The 16,814-nt window shown below is 51.1% G+C and carries 11 protein-coding genes; 9 read left to right on the top strand and 2 right to left on the bottom strand.

All coding sequences use genetic code 11. The annotated features are described in order from the left end of the window. The first annotated feature begins 107 nt into the window (after positions 1 to 107). The 5 genes from mazG (at position 108) to queE (ending at position 9,230) form a co-directional block, all read left to right on the top strand. The gene (mazG, locus tag SC206_RS16665) at positions 108 to 920 is read left to right on the top strand and encodes a nucleoside triphosphate pyrophosphohydrolase (RefSeq protein WP_332738839.1); all 813 of its coding nucleotides are present in this window, start codon (positions 108 to 110) and stop codon (positions 918 to 920) included. A gap of 353 nt (positions 921 to 1,273) precedes the next feature. Further along, positions 1,274 to 2,911 carry a glutamine hydrolyzing CTP synthase gene (pyrG, locus tag SC206_RS16660; RefSeq protein WP_332738837.1) on the top strand — a complete coding sequence of 546 codons (1,638 nt, stop codon included), beginning with the start codon at positions 1,274 to 1,276 and terminating at the stop codon, positions 2,909 to 2,911. Positions 2,912 to 2,983: 72 nt separating this feature from the next. Next, on the top strand, positions 2,984 to 4,279 hold the full coding sequence (gene eno / locus SC206_RS16655; protein WP_332738835.1) for a phosphopyruvate hydratase: 1,296 nt from the start codon (positions 2,984 to 2,986) through the stop codon (positions 4,277 to 4,279). A 208-nt stretch (positions 4,280 to 4,487) separates the two neighbouring features. After that, complete coding sequence (locus SC206_RS16650; RefSeq protein WP_332738833.1) at positions 4,488 to 8,441, top strand: hypothetical protein; 3,954 nt, start codon at positions 4,488 to 4,490, stop codon at positions 8,439 to 8,441. A gap of 117 nt (positions 8,442 to 8,558) precedes the next feature. Then, on the top strand, positions 8,559 to 9,230 hold the full coding sequence (queE, locus tag SC206_RS16645) for a 7-carboxy-7-deazaguanine synthase QueE (protein WP_332738831.1): 672 nt from the start codon (positions 8,559 to 8,561) through the stop codon (positions 9,228 to 9,230). 77 nt (positions 9,231 to 9,307) lie between these two features. Here the strand turns inward: queE and queD are convergent, their stop codons facing one another. Beyond that, a complete protein-coding gene (gene queD / locus SC206_RS16640) occupies positions 9,308 to 9,667 on the bottom strand; it encodes a 6-carboxytetrahydropterin synthase QueD (RefSeq protein WP_332738829.1) in 360 nt (119 codons plus the stop codon). A gap of 169 nt (positions 9,668 to 9,836) precedes the next feature. Here queD and SC206_RS16635 point away from each other — a divergent pair, with 169 nt between their 5' ends. The 4 genes from SC206_RS16635 to SC206_RS16620 all read left to right on the top strand — a co-directional run bounded on the left by SC206_RS16635 (position 9,837) and on the right by SC206_RS16620 (position 15,559). Next, a complete protein-coding gene (locus tag SC206_RS16635) occupies positions 9,837 to 10,868 on the top strand; it encodes a hypothetical protein (RefSeq protein ID WP_332738826.1) in 1,032 nt (343 codons plus the stop codon). Between the two features lie 394 nt (positions 10,869 to 11,262). Beyond that, entirely contained in the window at positions 11,263 to 13,065 is a 1,803-nt protein-coding gene (gene cysJ / locus SC206_RS16630) for an NADPH-dependent assimilatory sulfite reductase flavoprotein subunit (RefSeq protein ID WP_332738823.1), read from the top strand. Positions 13,066 to 13,079: 14 nt separating this feature from the next. Continuing rightward, complete coding sequence (gene cysI, locus SC206_RS16625) at positions 13,080 to 14,795, top strand: assimilatory sulfite reductase (NADPH) hemoprotein subunit (RefSeq protein WP_332739165.1); 1,716 nt, start codon at positions 13,080 to 13,082, stop codon at positions 14,793 to 14,795. A gap of 11 nt (positions 14,796 to 14,806) precedes the next feature. Beyond that, entirely contained in the window at positions 14,807 to 15,559 is a 753-nt protein-coding gene (locus SC206_RS16620) for a phosphoadenylyl-sulfate reductase (RefSeq protein WP_332738821.1), read from the top strand. 106 nt (positions 15,560 to 15,665) lie between these two features. Here SC206_RS16620 and SC206_RS16615 read toward each other — a convergent pair whose 3' ends face one another. Next, a complete protein-coding gene (locus tag SC206_RS16615; protein ID WP_332738819.1) occupies positions 15,666 to 16,766 on the bottom strand; it encodes an aminopeptidase in 1,101 nt (366 codons plus the stop codon). Positions 16,767 to 16,814: the final 48 nt, after the last annotated feature.

Below are 16,814 nucleotides of genomic sequence, written 5' to 3'. Positions count from 1 at the left end.
CCTGGGGATTCACTCGCTTGCCGCCTTGCTACAACTCCAATTACTTTGAAGATGCAGTATTAATTAACTTACTAATTTTTTTATTTATTAACGTCATGGAAAGCCTGATGAATTCTTCACTGCCAATGCAACGCCTTCTTAAGCTGATGGAAACCCTGCGTGACCCGATTGAAGGCTGTCCGTGGGACAAGGCGCAGAGCTTTGAAACCATCGCGCCTTACACGCTGGAAGAGGCGTATGAAGTGCTGGATGCCATCGATCGCAAAGACTATGACGATCTGCGCGGCGAGCTGGGTGATTTGCTGTTTCAGGTGGTGTTTTATGCACAGATGGCCCGGGAGCAGGGCATGTTTGATTTTGACGACGTCTGCACTGCGATAGCCGACAAGCTGGAGCATCGTCATCCGCACATCTTCAATCAGCAAGGCGAAACCACGCTCAAAAACAAAGAGCAGGTGCTGGCGGATTGGGAAAAGGGCAAGATTCTGGAACGGGCTGAAAAGGCGCAGTTTTCGGCGCTCGACGATATTCCCGGCAACCTGCCAGCGTTAATGAAAGCGCACAAGATTCAAAAACGCTGCGCCAACGTCGGCTTTGACTGGACCACGCTGGGTCCGGTACTCGAAAAAGTTTACGAAGAGATCGACGAGGTGATGTTCGAGGCCACGCAGGCGGTTATCGATCAAGACAAACTCGGCGAAGAGATTGGCGATATGCTGTTCGCCACCGTCAATCTTTCGCGTCATTTGGGCCACAAGGCAGAAGGCGCATTGCAGGCGGCGAATAAAAAGTTCGAACGTCGTTTTCGACAGGTTGAACAGATTATTCAAGACAGTGGCCTGAAAATGGAAGACGCGACGCTGGAGCAAATGGAAGCGGCGTGGCAACAGGTTAAAACGCTGGAAAAAAGCGCGCAGTGATCTGACGTTAAAAAAACTTTGCCCCGCCGTGATCGATATCAAATTGTCGAAATCTCAGGCGGGTAACATAGCGCGGGTTGATGAGTTTACGGTCGCCGTCAAAAATATAATAAATTGAATTACATCAGCTTTTTTGTGCCCAGAACGGCAAAAAACAGTAAATTTTGCAAATATATACTTGTTTTATAAGGGATTTTTCATGTTAAGACCCAAAGTATACGGGCGAGGGGTTGCCAGAGGGTCGACAGGTGATGAGAGTAAAACGATTGTTTGTGGCGCACACAAGGTTCGGGTATACTATTTTCCCGTCTTGGTTATTCCATCGTCTTTAAACCTAACCTCTCAGGTTCAGCATGACAACTAATTATATTTTTGTGACCGGCGGGGTTGTATCCTCTCTGGGTAAAGGCATTGCCGCAGCCTCATTGGCGGCTATTCTCGAAGCCCGTGGTTTGAACGTTACCATCATGAAGCTCGATCCCTACATCAACGTGGATCCGGGTACCATGAGCCCAACCCAGCATGGTGAAGTCTTCGTAACAGAAGATGGGGCTGAAACAGATCTCGATCTGGGTCACTACGAACGTTTCATTCGCACCAAAATGACCCGCCGTAACAACTTCACTACCGGTCGTATTTACTCCGACGTCCTGCGCAAAGAGCGCCGTGGCGATTATCTCGGCGCGACCATTCAGGTAATCCCGCACATCACCAACGCGATTAAAGAGCGCATCATTGCAGGTGGCGAAGGCCACGACGTGGTGCTGGTCGAAATCGGCGGTACTGTAGGCGATATCGAATCCCTGCCGTTCCTCGAAGCGATTCGCCAGATGGCGGTTGACGTGGGTCGCGAGCACACCCTGTACATGCACCTGACGCTGGTGCCTTACATGGCGGCTGCGGGTGAAGTCAAAACCAAACCTACCCAGCACTCGGTCAAAGAGCTGCTCTCTATCGGTATTCAGCCAGACGTGCTGATTTGCCGTTCAGACCGTGCAGTTCCGGCCAACGAACGTGCGAAGATCGCGCTGTTCTGTAACGTGCCTGAAAAAGCAGTTATTTCACTGAAAGACGTTGATTCTATTTATAGAATTCCGGCACTATTGAAATCTCAGGGTCTCGACGACTATATTTGCAAGCGTTTCAACCTTGAGTGCAAAGAAGCCGATCTGGCCGAATGGGAACAGGTTATCTACGAAGAAGCCAACCCGGGCGGCGAAGTGAACATCGGTATGGTCGGTAAATATACCGAGCTGCCGGATGCTTACAAATCAGTTATCGAAGCGCTGAAACACGCAGGCCTGAAAAACCGCCTGACCGTGAACATCAAGCTTATCGACTCGCAAGACGTTGAAACCCGTGGTGTCGAAATGCTGAAAGATCTGGATGCTATCCTGATCCCGGGCGGTTTCGGTTATCGCGGCGTAGAAGGCAAGTTGATGACCGCGCGTTATGCGCGTGAGAACAACATTCCTTACCTCGGCATTTGTCTGGGTATGCAGGTTGCGCTGATGGAATTTGCCCGCAACGTGGTTGGCATGGAAGACGCGAACTCCACCGAGTTCGTGCCAGACTGCAAATTCCCTGTTGTGGCACTGATTACCGAATGGCGCGATGAAAACGGTAACGTAGAAGTACGTTCCGAAGAGAGTGATTTAGGCGGAACCATGCGTGTTGGCGGACAGCAATGTCACCTGACCGAAGGTAGCCTGGTTCGTCAGATGTACGGCGAGCCGACGATTGTTGAACGTCATCGTCACCGTTATGAAGTAAACAACATGCTGCTGAAACCAATCGAAGCTGCAGGTTTGCGCGTAGCGGGTCGCTCTGGCGATAAGCAACTGGTGGAAATTATCGAGCTGCCAAACCATCCGTGGTATGTCGCTTGCCAGTTCCACCCGGAATTTACGTCAACGCCGCGTGATGGTCATCCGTTGTTTGCAGGCTTTGTGAAGGCAGCCGGTGAGTATCAGAAGCGTCAGGTAAAATAAAATACACGATGCCGGGACGACCTATCGTCTCGGCGTCCGAAGCTTTAGTTAACTTGTACTGAGGAAATCCTAATGTCCAAAATCGTTAAAGTGCTCGGTCGCGAAATTATCGACTCCCGTGGTAACCCGACTGTAGAAGCTGAAGTTCATCTGGAAGGCGGTTTCGTCGGTCTGGCTGCTGCACCATCCGGCGCATCAACTGGTTCTCGCGAAGCTCTGGAATTGCGTGACGGTGATAAATCTCGTTACTTGGGTAAAGGCGTAACCAAAGCTGTTGATGCGGTTAACGGTCCTATCGCTCAGGCTTTGCTTGGCAAAGACGCAAAAGACCAGGCCAATATCGACAAGGTAATGATTGAGCTCGACGGTACCGAAAACAAATCCAAGTTTGGTGCCAACGCGATTCTGGCTGTTTCCCTGGCTGCTGCTAAAGCTGCTGCTGCCTCTAAAGGCCTGCCACTGTACGCACACATTGCGGAACTGAATGGCACTCCGGGCAAATATTCTATGCCACTGCCTATGATGAACATCATCAACGGTGGTGAGCACGCCGACAACAACGTCGACATTCAAGAGTTCATGATTCAGCCTGTTGGCGCGAAAACCCTGAAAGAAGCCATTCGTATGGGCTCTGAAGTTTTCCACACTCTGGCTAAAGTCCTGAAATCTAAAGGCATGGGCACCGCTGTAGGTGACGAAGGTGGCTACGCGCCAAACCTGGGTTCCAATGCCGAAGCTCTGGCTGTTATCGCTGAAGCGGTAGAAGCAGCAGGCTACAAGCTGGGCACAGACATCACTCTGGCGATGGACTGCGCGGCTTCAGAATTCTACAAAGACGGCAAATACGTGCTGGCTGGCGAAGGTAACAAATCCTTCACTTCAGAAGAGTTCACTCACTTCCTGGAAGACCTGACCAAGCAGTATCCAATCGTTTCTATCGAAGACGGTCTGGACGAATCTGACTGGGATGGTTTTGCTTACCAGACCAAAGTACTGGGCGACAAAATCCAGCTGGTGGGCGACGACCTGTTCGTCACCAACACCAAGATTCTGAAAGAAGGTATCGATAAAGGTATCGCTAACTCCATCCTGATCAAATTCAACCAGATCGGTTCTCTGACCGAAACGCTGGCTGCAATCAAGATGGCGAAAGATGCCGGTTACACTGCGGTCATCTCTCACCGTTCAGGCGAGACTGAAGATGCAACCATCGCTGACCTGGCTGTAGGTACTGCAGCAGGCCAGATCAAAACAGGTTCTATGAGCCGTTCTGACCGTGTTGCTAAATACAACCAGCTGATTCGTATCGAAGAAGCGCTGGGTGATTCAGCACCGTTCAACGGTCTGAAAGAAGTTAAAGGTCAGTAATTTCTGATCCTTACCTGTTTCATGAAACCCGCTTCGGCGGGTTTTTTTATGCCTGATTTTAAAATAAAGTTCTAAAAATTTAATCTCAAACTGGGCATAAATAGTCAGTCGTGAAGTCACTATAAGCGGTTATAGATAGGCATAAAATCTGGCGGCAATTATTATTGACGCCTTCCTCCATGGAGTTTCATGCTATCGAGACAGTTATATGCCCAATAATATAATAACTACGCCTTCCATTATTAATCGACCTTTATTAATTTCTAATAAACATGATGACGATAAAGCGCATCCTCTTTTGAAATTTGGTTGCTTATTAAAAACTAATGTCAGCGATAAACAGCTCGCCAGTAATAAAAACCTTTCAAAAATAGATCCTCATGATTGGCAGGTTATCGACGAGCATATTAAATTAATTAAAGGGGAGCCGCAGAATCAAACCGAAGTCTGTCAAACCGTTAAACAAGTTGCCGTAAAATATGCCCCGTATTTATTAGGATTATCTTTACCTCAATCGTCTCCGCTAACCAAAACGGCCGATGTTAATCACGTGTCACTTTCCCCGTCATCGACTCACTCGTCATTGCCGTCTTTTCGTCTAAATATGATTTATGCTGCTGCCACTCAGCTAGGGAATGCTTTTACAAACTTTCCTCAATGGCCACCGGCAGCCCATGCCAATCCGATAACCTCTGCCAGTTTCCTTGAACATAAACCGAGTGACAGCCTCGAGGCATTGAAACTTCAGCTTGCGGCCTTTCAATTAACCTCAGCCACCGATGAAAATAAAGTGCTGATCGATTATCTCAAGAATAAACACGTTTTATTAACTCGCGACGATGAGGCGCAATCGAAATTGTCACGTAACAGGCGTGAGCTCGACGATGGGCAACCGCGCACGCCGTGGCAAACCATGGTCATCGTTGAACCCAAGCCGCAGGGAGAGACGATATCCGGGACGATTATTCGTTGGGGAGATAAAAGAATGGATGATAGCAAACTGCTATTTAAAATGGCGTGGCAAGATGGAATAGGCGGGCTGGCACTTTATTTAGGCTCGGGGCTGGTGGCTATGGCGGGTTCGTTGGCTCAAACCGTCGGCAAAACCCTAGACGGCACAATATTTGAAAAAATGCGCTATGAAACGCCCGGTGAATGGCTGATGAGGCTAACTAACAACTTTATTATGCCACCCGAAGCGGCGGCAGCGCGGGCATTCAAAATAGCGCCCGTGCTCTCTCATCATCTGCGCACCATTCCGACTCGAACAGCGCGCGGTGGAGTGAAAGTTATTCATCCTCCCACCGGACTGACCCATATTTCCAATGCTGCCGGTAAAAAGCCCGCGCTGCATATTAAGGTGCAAGATAAGTTTTACCCCATAAAACAGAATGTCGCCGATGGAACGTTCAGTCTCAGTTCCGGACGAAAAATCTATTGGGATCCTCGAACGGGGGAATGGCGTGAATTTTGGTCAGGTAATCGTCATCTCACGGCGAAATCAATGTCTGAAATCCCTGAAGCGTTATTGAGCCGCTCTGCGGGCGAACAATCGGTATTAGCCATGAATGGCAAAGTGAGTGCCGAAGGTAAAGTCTGGCTGCAACCTGAGACAGGTAAACATTATCTCGAAGTCTTGAAGCGCGACCCGGTAAACCTAAATCGAGTCGTCAGCGAATATATCGAAGGGCATCTAGAAGAGCGATTTTTCACCATTAGGCAAACGGATAAACCTGTCGATAAGCAGACGCTGCTGGAGTGGAAAGCAGACGCCGGTAAATGGCAAGTTGTTGCTCAAACCCACGGCCAGATAACGGCCAGCGTGACCTCGCCGATATTTAAAGAGCTTCCGGCCAATGCGTTAGTGACTCCGCAATATCCCTTCAATCGGGCTTTAACGCTGTCAGGCTTTAAAAACGTCTATCGCAGCGAAAATAGTCCTGATATCTACATTCATACCGGCAATACGCGTCGAGGCGTGGCGCAATATATTAAGGTAGATCAGGCGGCAGACAACGCGAATAGATTTATGCTAACCCTGCTCGATGAGCACGGAAACAGGCATGAGATTCGTTACTATCACTATCAGGAAGGAGGCGAATTCACGCTGGAAGAGAGCATTTTATGCCATCGCGTAAAGCGCGCCGACGATAATCCGTGCTTGGCCGGGCCTTCCGCTGAATTGGCAGAACCTGTGGCTAAGCGGGCTCGCATAGCACCTAATCCCCAGCAGGTTGTTGAACAAAAACTCGCTGAAATAGAGAGTAACGCGCTCCAGCTGGTACCAATAAATAGAGCGGGCGTGCGGGATCTATTACACGACGTTGCGATCAATTCGATAAGAGAGCAGTATCACCAGCAGGTGATGAATAACGTCCCTATCGAACAGTTAACCGATATTTTTAAAGCGCAGGCGAGAACGGCAAGAATCATCAATGAATATTATGTCGGACAGCCATTAAAAGGCGCTGTCGCGGGGGCCAGAGAGTACAGCTATATTTTGCTCGATAAGTTGCTAAGCAGCGGAGCATTTGATGAAAACCTAATAGTGTTTGATCTTACGCACGGCGGTGAGAGTAAACATACTGCGCTGTTATATTCTCCGAAGCAGAGCGTGCGAAAATTCTTTGGTACCACGGCACCCTTTTTAGACCCGCATGAATATAGCGCGCTTGAACTCACTTCTGCGCTGGAAAAAATTCAAGAGCCTGTAGTTATCTTGAATCCCTGGTCGGCCAATAATAAAGTTTTGCGCTTTGAAAGCGGCGCCAATCCTGCCGCCATCAAACAGAAACTCAACTTAATGCTGCAAGAGGCCGGCGTTACTATTGCTGATTCCTCAGAGATAATGCCAGAACCTTTCGGCCAAACAAATACGTTAACTCTTGAAAGTCTAAAACTGAGCCTGCCTGAATCTATTGCCGATCCTTTAAGCAGCATGACAACCGATGAAAAGGCTTTTCTCAATGATTTGGATAAAGATAACTATAATATTCTGGCACGTGGAGAGGCGGTATTAAACCAGCCGGCGGGAGTCATTAACGGAGAAGCCTTAACTCTTCGCGATGTATTTAACAGCGCAACGAGCATAGTAAATGAATTAGATAAGCTAAGCGGTCGTGATATCAGAAAATTTGTTAAAAATTACTTTGGCAAAGAAAACCTTCCGGCGAAGGTAGACGTTTTTAAACGTTCGATAGCGCATGCGAAAAATAACCTTCATTATTATTCCGCAGAGGGTGAGCGTCTTAATAAGTTGGTTTTTGTCGAGGAAAAGGCAGGGGAAGTTGTTAATCCACTGTTGGCTTTTGTTTCAGAAGCGAGTGCTTACGACATTCAATACCTGTCGATCGTTAACCATAACGATTGGAAAGGGACGAATATATTTTATTATGTTAATTCGATACAAACGTTGCTGCATGAAATTAGTCATATTAAAGAAAGTCCTGTTCCTTTCGGTAAAAAAGCCCTTTGTACTTCCGACTTTATTTACAATGAAATGGACAATCTCGAGGTAGGCGAAGGCACAATTGATTTTAGGATGAATTATTACTCCGAAAAAAACAATAAAATCCCTCTTGAGGAAGTGGATGAAAACCATTTGGAGTTAATGAATTATAATGAGTTTTTGCTTGTTCAATCTGAATTTAGTAACAGGTTCAGACTCATAGAAGATCCAGAACTATTCGAAGAAAAAATTCGTTTCGAACTCGAAAAAGATATTATGATTTTTAGAACCTTTCTCGAAAAGAACAGATTTACCAAACCTTCTGATGAAATCCTGAGGCAAAGTGAGCATTACATTAATAAGTTCCTTAAAAATATTAATGGTGCTTTTAAAAGAGTAGGGATGCCGCAAAAAGATTATGAGGTTAAACCCTTAACCGTCGCCCATGATATGGATCCCTCCGTCAATGTGATTAATCACCGCGCAATACAGGCGATTTATAACTGGATCCATGACGTCGCCATGGATAAAGAGAGGCGCGTCGCCGTGGTGCTCAGTAATGCGGACAGCATTGCGGATTACCAATCTTTGCTGGCGGCCACAAATAATCTGTTAGCCAAAAATCTCGTGAATAAGGGCGTTTTGCATCGGCCCGCAGCCAACTTGCCTTGGGAAGCCTCAGATTCAGACGGGTCAGATTCGTCATCAAATTAATAATCGCTGAATAATCTCGGGTTTACGCTTCTTGCAGGCATTTGGTGCCACCCCTGATTTGGCGCGGGGCTGGATGTCTGCGATAATGCGTGCTGGTTCCTTAAATTTGAGATAACGATGCAGTACCCGATTAACGAAATGTTTGAAACCCTGCAAGGGGAAGGCTTTTTTACCGGCGTGCCGGCTATTTTTATTCGTTTGCAAGGCTGTCCGGTTGGATGCAGCTGGTGCGATACGAAACACACCTGGGAAAAATTCGCCGATCGTGAAGTCGATATGCAGCGTATCCTGGTTAAAACCGAAGAAACCGACGCGTGGGGCAATGCCACCGCCGAGCAGCTTCATCAGGTCATTCAGAATCAGGGATGGACGGCGAAACACGTGGTGATCACCGGCGGCGAGCCGTGCATCTATGATTTGCAGCCGTTGACCGAACTGCTGGAAGAAAGAGGCTACAGCTGCCAGATTGAAACCAGCGGCACGCATGAAGTGCGCTGTTCTGCCAAAACCTGGGTCACGGTTTCACCAAAAGTAAATATGCGCGGCGGCTACGACATTCTGCCGCAGGCGTTGCAGCGCGCGGACGAAATCAAGCATCCGGTTGCCCGTCAGCGTGATATTGATGCGTTGGAAGAGTTACTGGCAACGCTGACTGACGACAAGGCGCGAATCATCGCCCTACAGCCAATCAGCCAGAAAGAAGAAGCCACCAAACTGTGTATCGCGACGTGCATCGCGAAAAACTGGCGGCTCTCTATGCAAACCCATAAGTACTTAAATATAGCCTGATTTTCTTTTCCCTTGTCACTGTGGCGGCGTTCACTCACCCGAATCACTGACCTGTGTCAGCTCATCGGGATTTGTTTTTAGCCGCGATAGACGCAGCCGGCGGTGCAGGTTTCTTTGATACGCACCGCGCTCAGCAGGGGAAGCTGAGGTTTCATCTTGTTCCAGATCCACTCGGCCAGAACTTCGCTGGTCGGGTTTTCAAGACCAGGAATATCGTTAAGATAATAGTGGTCGAGGCTGTCGAGGGTAGGGGCGAAAGCGGCTTTCAGCTCTGCGAAATCCATTACCCAGCCAGTATGCGGATCGACGTCGCCGGTAATCTCCAGACGTACGGCAAAAGAGTGCCCATGCAGGCGGCCACATTTATGCCCTGCTGGAACGTGAGGCAGGTGATGAGCGGCTTCGAACATAAAATCTTTAAATAATGTAGTGGTCATGACACTGTCTCGTTGACTGCAAAAAACGCGGCATATTAACGGAAACCGGGCAGTTAAGCCATGAGTTATCTGCTCTATGAATAGGCAGATATTGCGCTTTTCCCGCTTTACTCCGCACGACCCCTTCACTTAAAGTGAGGCGTTGCCTACTAACCTATTGAGATAGTGAATGATTAAAGCACTGCGTTGGGCCGCCTTGATGCTGAGTTTTTCAGCTACCGTCAATGCCGAAGCTTTGCCGGTGAAATCCGCATCTGCGCCTGCCTCTATTCCTCAATCACCCACTCAACCCGCTTCTGCCTCTTCCACGGCAGCCGTCGCGTCGCCGAAAGTGGCGGCTAAACCGACTGCCGTGGTGATAAAAACGCTGGCCGACGGCACGGGCAGTTTTTATTTTCCGGCGGGAGGCACTAAAAAGCCGCTGGAAGTTTTCACCTATCAGCCTGCCGGAACGGATGCCAATTCGCCGGTGGTGATGGTGATGACAGGCGTGGATCGCAATGCCTCGACCTATCGCAATGACTGGATAAAAGTCGCCGATCAGTACCATTTTCGCATTCTGGTGCCGCGTTTCACCGAGCAGGATTTCCCGGGCAGCTTCGGCTACAATCTGGGCAATACGCAGGATGCCAAAACGCATCATCGCCTGCCGAAATCTCAGTGGAGCTTCACGCTGGTCAACGATATTTTTAACGCGTTGCATCAGCAGGGCCTTACGACGCAGTCACAATATTACCTGTTTGGTAACAGCGCGGGCTGCCAGTTTGTGCATCGCTCGCTGACGCTTTTACCTCAGCCACAGGTTAAAGCGGCTATCTGCGCGGCGGCCGGATGGTGGACGCTGCCCGATACCGATCAGCGCTGGCCTTACGGACTGCGCGCCTCGCCGATAAAAGTCGGGCAAACTCAGCTGGCGGCCTATTTTGCCAAGCCGATTCTGATTGCGGTGGGAGCGAACGACGATGACCCTGAAAATCGTCTTCTGCGTCACTCAAAAGGCGCGATGGCGCAGGGCAGTAATCGTCTCGAACGCGCCGAAAGTTTCTTTACTACCTCGCAGCAGCAGGCCGAACAGAATTACATGCCTTTTAACTGGCATTTCGTGGCGCTGCCGGATATCGGCCATAGCGGCAGTAAAATGTCTGTTTATGCCGCCGGTCAGTTTGCGCAGTTCGAGCAGCACCACGAGTTCAATCCTTAAAAACTCTAAAGAAGTTAAGCCAAGCGCATGAAAGTGAAGGCGATGGTGAAAATAATTTCAGCCCTGCAAATGCGGGGCTTTCTCATTTATAAGCCTCTATTTATCGCCGTCCAAAATCGCCGCCTTTTTTTCTTAGTCATTTCAGTAGCCTAAATTGATAGCTTTAACAGTTTTATCGATAGGTTTAACCGGAAAAAACACTTAGTTGTTATGGTTATTTAATATTCCCATCACTTATTTAATTGTTATGATTTGGCTGGTTAACCTTACAAGCTATGCAATCTTTACAAGTTCCGCACTCTTTCCGAATAACTAGCGACAGACTATTAATTAGCGACAGACGATTAATTAGCGACAGACTATCGACTTAAGCAATAAGGGAATTCGTACCGCGATGACGACTCAGGCACCTCCTACTTCTTTGCTCCCCCTAAATCCGGAGCAAATGGCACGGCTGCAATCGGCGATTGGTGACTATTCGCCGACCCAATTGGCTTGGCTTTCAGGCTATTTCTGGGGATTGACCAACCAGCAGCCGGGCGCGGTAGCAGCGCCTGCACCCGTTGCCGCGGCCGCGTCCGTGACACTTATTTCTGCTTCGCAAACGGGCAACGCGCGCCGTTTGGCCGAACAGCTGCGCGATGCGCTGGTTGCCGCTAAACTTAACGTTAATCTGGTTAACGCCGGCGACTACAAGTTCAAGCAAATCGCGCAGGAAAAGCTGCTGGTGATCGTGGCGTCCACGCAGGGCGAAGGCGAACCGGCGGAAGAAGCCGTGGCGCTGCACAAGTTTCTGCTTTCCAAAAAAGCGCCGAAAATGTCGGATACCGCTTTTGCAGTGTTCGGTCTGGGCGACACCTCTTACGAATTCTTCTGTCAGGCGGGGAAAGATTTTGACACCCGTCTGGCCGAGCTGGGCGGCGAGCGTCTGCTGGATCGCGTCGATGCCGACGTTGAGTATCAAGAGCAGGCGGCGGCGTGGTGTAGCAACGTGGTTGACGTGCTGAAAAAGCGCATTCCTGCCGAGTCGCCGGTGGCACAGGCGGCCAATATTTCCGGCAGCGTGAATCTGGTCGACAGCAGTCCTTACAGCAAAGAGCAGCCGCTGACGGCGTTGCTGGCGGTGAATCAGAAGATTACCGGCCGCGATTCTGACAAAGACGTGCGTCACATTGAAATCGATTTAGGCGATTCCGGCCTGCGCTACCAGCCGGGCGACGCGCTGGGCGTGTGGTTTGAAAATGATGCCGCGCTGGTCAAAGAGCTGGTAGAGCTGCTGTGGCTGAAAGGCGACGAGCTCGTCGAGATCAACGGTAAAGCGTTGTCATTAAACGAGGCGTTACAGCACCATATCGAGCTGACGCAGAACACCACCGTAATCGTCGATAAATATGCCGCCGTGTGTCGTGACGCCGAGCTGCTGGCGCTGATTAGCGATAAAAGCGCGCTTCAGCATTTCGCCCACAACACGCCGTTCGTTGACATGGTGCGCCGCGCGCCAACCGAATTACAGCCGCAGCAGCTGATTGACCTGCTGCGTCCGCTGACGCCGCGCCTCTATTCCATCGCCTCCTCGCAGGCGGAAACGGAAACGGAAGTTCACATTACCGTGGGCGTGGTGCGTTACGACATCGATGGCCGTCCACGCACGGGCGGCGCGTCGGGTTATCTGGCCGACAGGTTAGAGGAAGATGGCGAAGTGCGCGTGTTCATCGAGCACAACGACAACTTCCGTTTGCCTGCCGATCCTGAAGCGCCAGTCATCATGATTGGGCCTGGCACCGGCATCGCGCCGTTCCGCGCCTTTATGCAGCAGCGCGATAACGACGGCGCAGGCGGCAAGAACTGGCTGTTCTTTGGTAATCCGCACTTTACCGACGATTTCCTCTATCAGGTCGAATGGCAGCGCTACGTCAAAGACGGCCTGCTAACGAATATCGATCTGGCGTGGTCACGCGATCAGGCGGAAAAAGTCTACGTGCAGGACAAACTGCGCGCCAAGGGCCGCGAAGTGTGGCAATGGTTGCAGGAAGGCGCGCACGTCTATGTCTGCGGCGACGCCAATCGGATGGCGAAAGATGTCGAGCAGGCGTTACTTGAAGTGATCGCCGAATACGGCAGCATGGATCTGGAAGCCGCCGACGAGTATTTGAGTGACCTGCGTATGGATCGTCGTTATCAGCGAGATGTTTACTAATGAGCAATGAAATTATGAACGAAAAACATCCTGGCCCACTGGTGGTCGAAGGCAAATTGACTGACGCTGAACGTCTGAAAATTGACAGCAATTTTCTGCGCGGCACCATTAAAGAAGATTTGACCGATGGCCTGACCGGCGGCTTTAACGGCGACAACTTCCTGCTGATCCGTTTTCACGGCATGTACCAGCAGGACGACCGCGACATTCGCGCCGAACGCGCCGAGCAGAAGCTTGAGCCGCGCCACGCGATGATGCTGCGCTGCCGTTTACCGGGCGGCGTGATGACCCCGGAACAGTGGCTCGGCATCGACAAATTTGCCGAAGAAAGCACGCTGTACGGCAGCATTCGTATCACTAACCGTCAGACGTTCCAGTTCCACGGCATTTTGAAACCGAACGTAAAACCGGTGCATCAGCTACTGAACAAGCTGGGCCTCGACGCGCTGGCGACCGCCAACGACGTAAACCGTAATGTGCTTTGCACCTCAAATCCGGTGGAGTCCGAGCTGCATCTCGAAGCCTGGCAGTGGGCGAAAAAACTCTCCGAACATTTATTGCCGCGCACTCGTGCCTACGCCGAAGTGTGGCTGGATCAGGAGAAGGTCGAAACCACCGACGAAGAGCCGATCCTTGGGCCGACCTATCTGCCGCGTAAGTTTAAAACTACCGTGGTGATTCCACCGCAAAACGACGTGGATCTGCACGCCAATGATTTGAACTTCGTGGCAATCGCCGATAATGGCAAGCTGGTGGGCTTTAACGTGCTGGTCGGCGGCGGGCTTTCTATCGCCCACGGCGACAAGGCAACCTACGCGCGCACCGCCAGCGAGCTGGGCTTTATTCCGCTGGAAAACACCCTCGCGGTGGCAGAAGCCGTGGTCACCACGCAGCGCGATTGGGGCAACCGTACCAATCGTAAAAATGCCAAAACCAAATACACGCTTGAGCGCGTCGGCGTCGAGACCTTCAAGGCCGAAGTCGAGAAGCGCGCCGGTATCACCTTTGGCGAGGTGCGTCCTTACGAATTTACCGCCCGTGGCGATCGCATCGGCTGGGTTAAAGGTATCGACAATCAGTGGCACCTGACGTTGTTTATCGAAAATGGCCGTATTCTGGATTATCCGGGCCGTCCGTTAAAAACCGGGCTGGCCGAAATTGCCCGCGTTCACAAAGGCGATTTCCGCCTGACTGCCAATCAGAATCTGATCGTGGCGGGCGTGGACGAGAAAGACAAAGACCGCATCGAAGCGCTGGCGCGTAACCACGGTTTGATCGACGACGGCCTCACCGAGCAGCGTAAAAACTCGATGGCCTGCGTCTCTTATCCAACTTGTCCGCTGGCGATGGCCGAAGCCGAGCGCTTCCTGCCGGAGTTTGTGACCCACGTGGAAGGGATCATGCATAAGCACGGCGTGGGCAAAGAGCACATTGTTCTGCGCGTGACGGGCTGCCCGAACGGCTGTGGCCGCGCGCTGCTGGCTGAAATCGGGCTGGTCGGCAAGGCGATGAATCGCTACAACCTGCATCTGGGCGGTAACCGCGCAGGCACGCGCATTCCGCGCATGTATCGCGAAAACATCAGTGACGTAGAGATTCTGGCGATTATCGACGAGCTGGTCGGCCGCTGGGCCAAAGAGCGCGAAGCCGACGAAGGCTTTGGTGATTTCACGATCCGCGCGGGCATTATCCGTCCGGTTCTCGATCCCGCGCGCGATTTCTGGGAATAACAGGAGGCGTTATGACGGCACTTTCCTTCAAAGGATCAACAGCCCTTACAGAACTAAATGCGCTGCCCAAGTCCGGGCAGGCGTTGGCACTGGCCGAAATCAACGGCCAGCTGGAAAAACTGTCGGCTGAAGAGCGAGTGATTTGGGCGCTGGAAAACCTGCCGGGCGAATTTACCCTTTCGTCCAGCTTCGGCATTCAGGCGGCGGTGTGTCTGCATCTGGTTACGCGCCAGAAGGCAGATATTCCGGTGATTCTGACCGACACCGGCTACCTGTTTCCTGAAACCTATCAGTTTATTGATTCACTGACCGAGCAGCTCGACCTGAACCTCAAGGTTTATCGCGCCGAGCACTCTGCGGCGTGGCAGGAAGCGCGTTACGGCAAGCTGTGGGAGCAGGGCGTCGAGGGCATTGAAAAGTACAATCTGATTAACAAGGTTGAGCCGATGAACCGCGCGCTCGAATCGTTAGGGGCGCAGACCTGGTTTGCGGGCCTGCGTCGCGAGCAGTCTGGCAGTCGCGCTAATCTGCCCGTGTTGGCGGTGCAGCGCGGCGTGTTCAAAATCCTGCCGATTATCGATTGGGATAACCGCCAGATCTTCCAGTATCTGAAGCAGCACGGGCTAAGCTATCACCCGCTGTGGGATCAGGGCTATCTGTCGGTGGGCGACACGCACACCACCAAAAAATGGGAAGAGGGGATGTCGGAAGAAGAGATCCGTTTCTTCGGCCTCAAGCGCGAGTGCGGACTGCACGAAGGCTGATTTCCTGATAAAACCGTCCCTGCTCACTCAGCGAGGACGGTTTTTTTATCGTTATCCCGATTTTCTATCGTTATCCCGATTTTTTATCATTATCACGATAACGTTTTTAGGCGTTGGCCGGAGGATTAGCCAGCGTTTTCAGCAGCGGCAGCAAGATTCGCACGCTCTCTTTTTCGCGCTTGGCGAGATGGCCCGGCAAATAGCGATCGAGATATTGCAGGTTGTCGATTTGCCCCTGATGACGGCTTGATCCGCTCGGGAAATGGGCGCTCACCGCGCGCTGTTGGTGACCATCTTTCTTGCCCAATCGCCAATCGCTGGCCGAAACCAGCAGCAGCGGAATGTGCTCGCTGTCGAGCGCTTTCAGGCCTTCGCAACAGCTGGTGCCCGAGGGGCTGCGCGTCGCGGCAATACCCAGACGGCGCGCAATTTCCAGCGCGCGATCGCGAGAAAGTTTTGCCACCACCGACGAGGTGTTTACGCCACTGTTGAAGTACAACCGATCGCCAACAATAAGAGAATTAAGATTAATAACCAGCAGCGTGCGTTTTTTCTCGAGCGGACTCAGCTGGGCGAGATAATCCTTCGCGCCTTGCTCGCCGGCTTCCTGCGCGCTTAGCGCCACGAAACGCAGGCTGTAATGCGTTTTGATAGTGCTCATTCGTTGGGCAAGTTCCAGCATCACGCCCACGCCCGAAGCATTATCATCAACGCCCTGTAGAGTCAGTCCGCCAAGATTGCGATCGCTATCGGCATCGCTTTGCGGCAGATAAGTATCAAAATGCGCCATCACCACAATCTGTTGCGGCGCGTCACCGGCTTTATCGGCAATCACCGAGGTCGCGTGAACGCTGTGCACGTTCTGCTGCTGGCTTTGAGTGCCGGTATTTTGGCTACCTGTATGTTGACTACCTGTATGTTGACTACCCGTATTTTGACTTCGATAGAGAAATTGCGCGTCAAACGGGTGTAAACGGCTTGAATAACCCATTTTGGTGAAGGTATGGTTGAGATAGTCCGCGGCAATAATCTCTGCCGGACTGCCCGCCATCCGGCCTGGGAAATAGGTCGCGATGTGGCGAGTTTGCTGTTCTGCAATTTTGCCGAGCGGCAGATTATCAACAGTTTGACCTAAGGCATTACCCACACAAAGGCCGCTCAGCGCAAGAAGAACGGCTGAACGCACCACGTGGCGAAGAGAACGCATACTAAAAATCCTTATTTTTCATTCTTTATTTGTCTTGTATCAGTATGC

Origin of the sequence: Rouxiella sp. T17, assembly GCF_036663475.1 — a bacterium.
Taxonomy (GTDB): domain Bacteria; phylum Pseudomonadota; class Gammaproteobacteria; order Enterobacterales; family Enterobacteriaceae; genus Rouxiella.
Note: the sequence above shows the minus strand (reverse complement) of the source record. Positions and strands in the feature narration are given on the sequence as shown.

Excerpts from the sequence above, each read along its gene's own strand:
- mazG (WP_332738839.1), top strand. The coding sequence starts at position 108 with ATGAATTCTTCACTGCCAATGCAACGCCTTCTTAAGCTGATGGAAACC.
- pyrG (WP_332738837.1), top strand. The coding sequence starts at position 1,274 with ATGACAACTAATTATATTTTTGTGACCGGCGGGGTTGTATCCTCTCTG.
- eno (WP_332738835.1), top strand. The coding sequence starts at position 2,984 with ATGTCCAAAATCGTTAAAGTGCTCGGTCGCGAAATTATCGACTCCCGT.
- SC206_RS16650 (WP_332738833.1), top strand. The coding sequence starts at position 4,488 with ATGCCCAATAATATAATAACTACGCCTTCCATTATTAATCGACCTTTA.
- queE (WP_332738831.1), top strand. The coding sequence starts at position 8,559 with ATGCAGTACCCGATTAACGAAATGTTTGAAACCCTGCAAGGGGAAGGC.
- queD (WP_332738829.1), bottom strand. The coding sequence starts at position 9,667 with ATGACCACTACATTATTTAAAGATTTTATGTTCGAAGCCGCTCATCAC.
- SC206_RS16635 (WP_332738826.1), top strand. The coding sequence starts at position 9,837 with ATGATTAAAGCACTGCGTTGGGCCGCCTTGATGCTGAGTTTTTCAGCT.
- cysJ (WP_332738823.1), top strand. The coding sequence starts at position 11,263 with ATGACGACTCAGGCACCTCCTACTTCTTTGCTCCCCCTAAATCCGGAG.
- cysI (WP_332739165.1), top strand. The coding sequence starts at position 13,080 with ATGAACGAAAAACATCCTGGCCCACTGGTGGTCGAAGGCAAATTGACT.
- SC206_RS16620 (WP_332738821.1), top strand. The coding sequence starts at position 14,807 with ATGACGGCACTTTCCTTCAAAGGATCAACAGCCCTTACAGAACTAAAT.
- SC206_RS16615 (WP_332738819.1), bottom strand. The coding sequence starts at position 16,766 with ATGCGTTCTCTTCGCCACGTGGTGCGTTCAGCCGTTCTTCTTGCGCTG.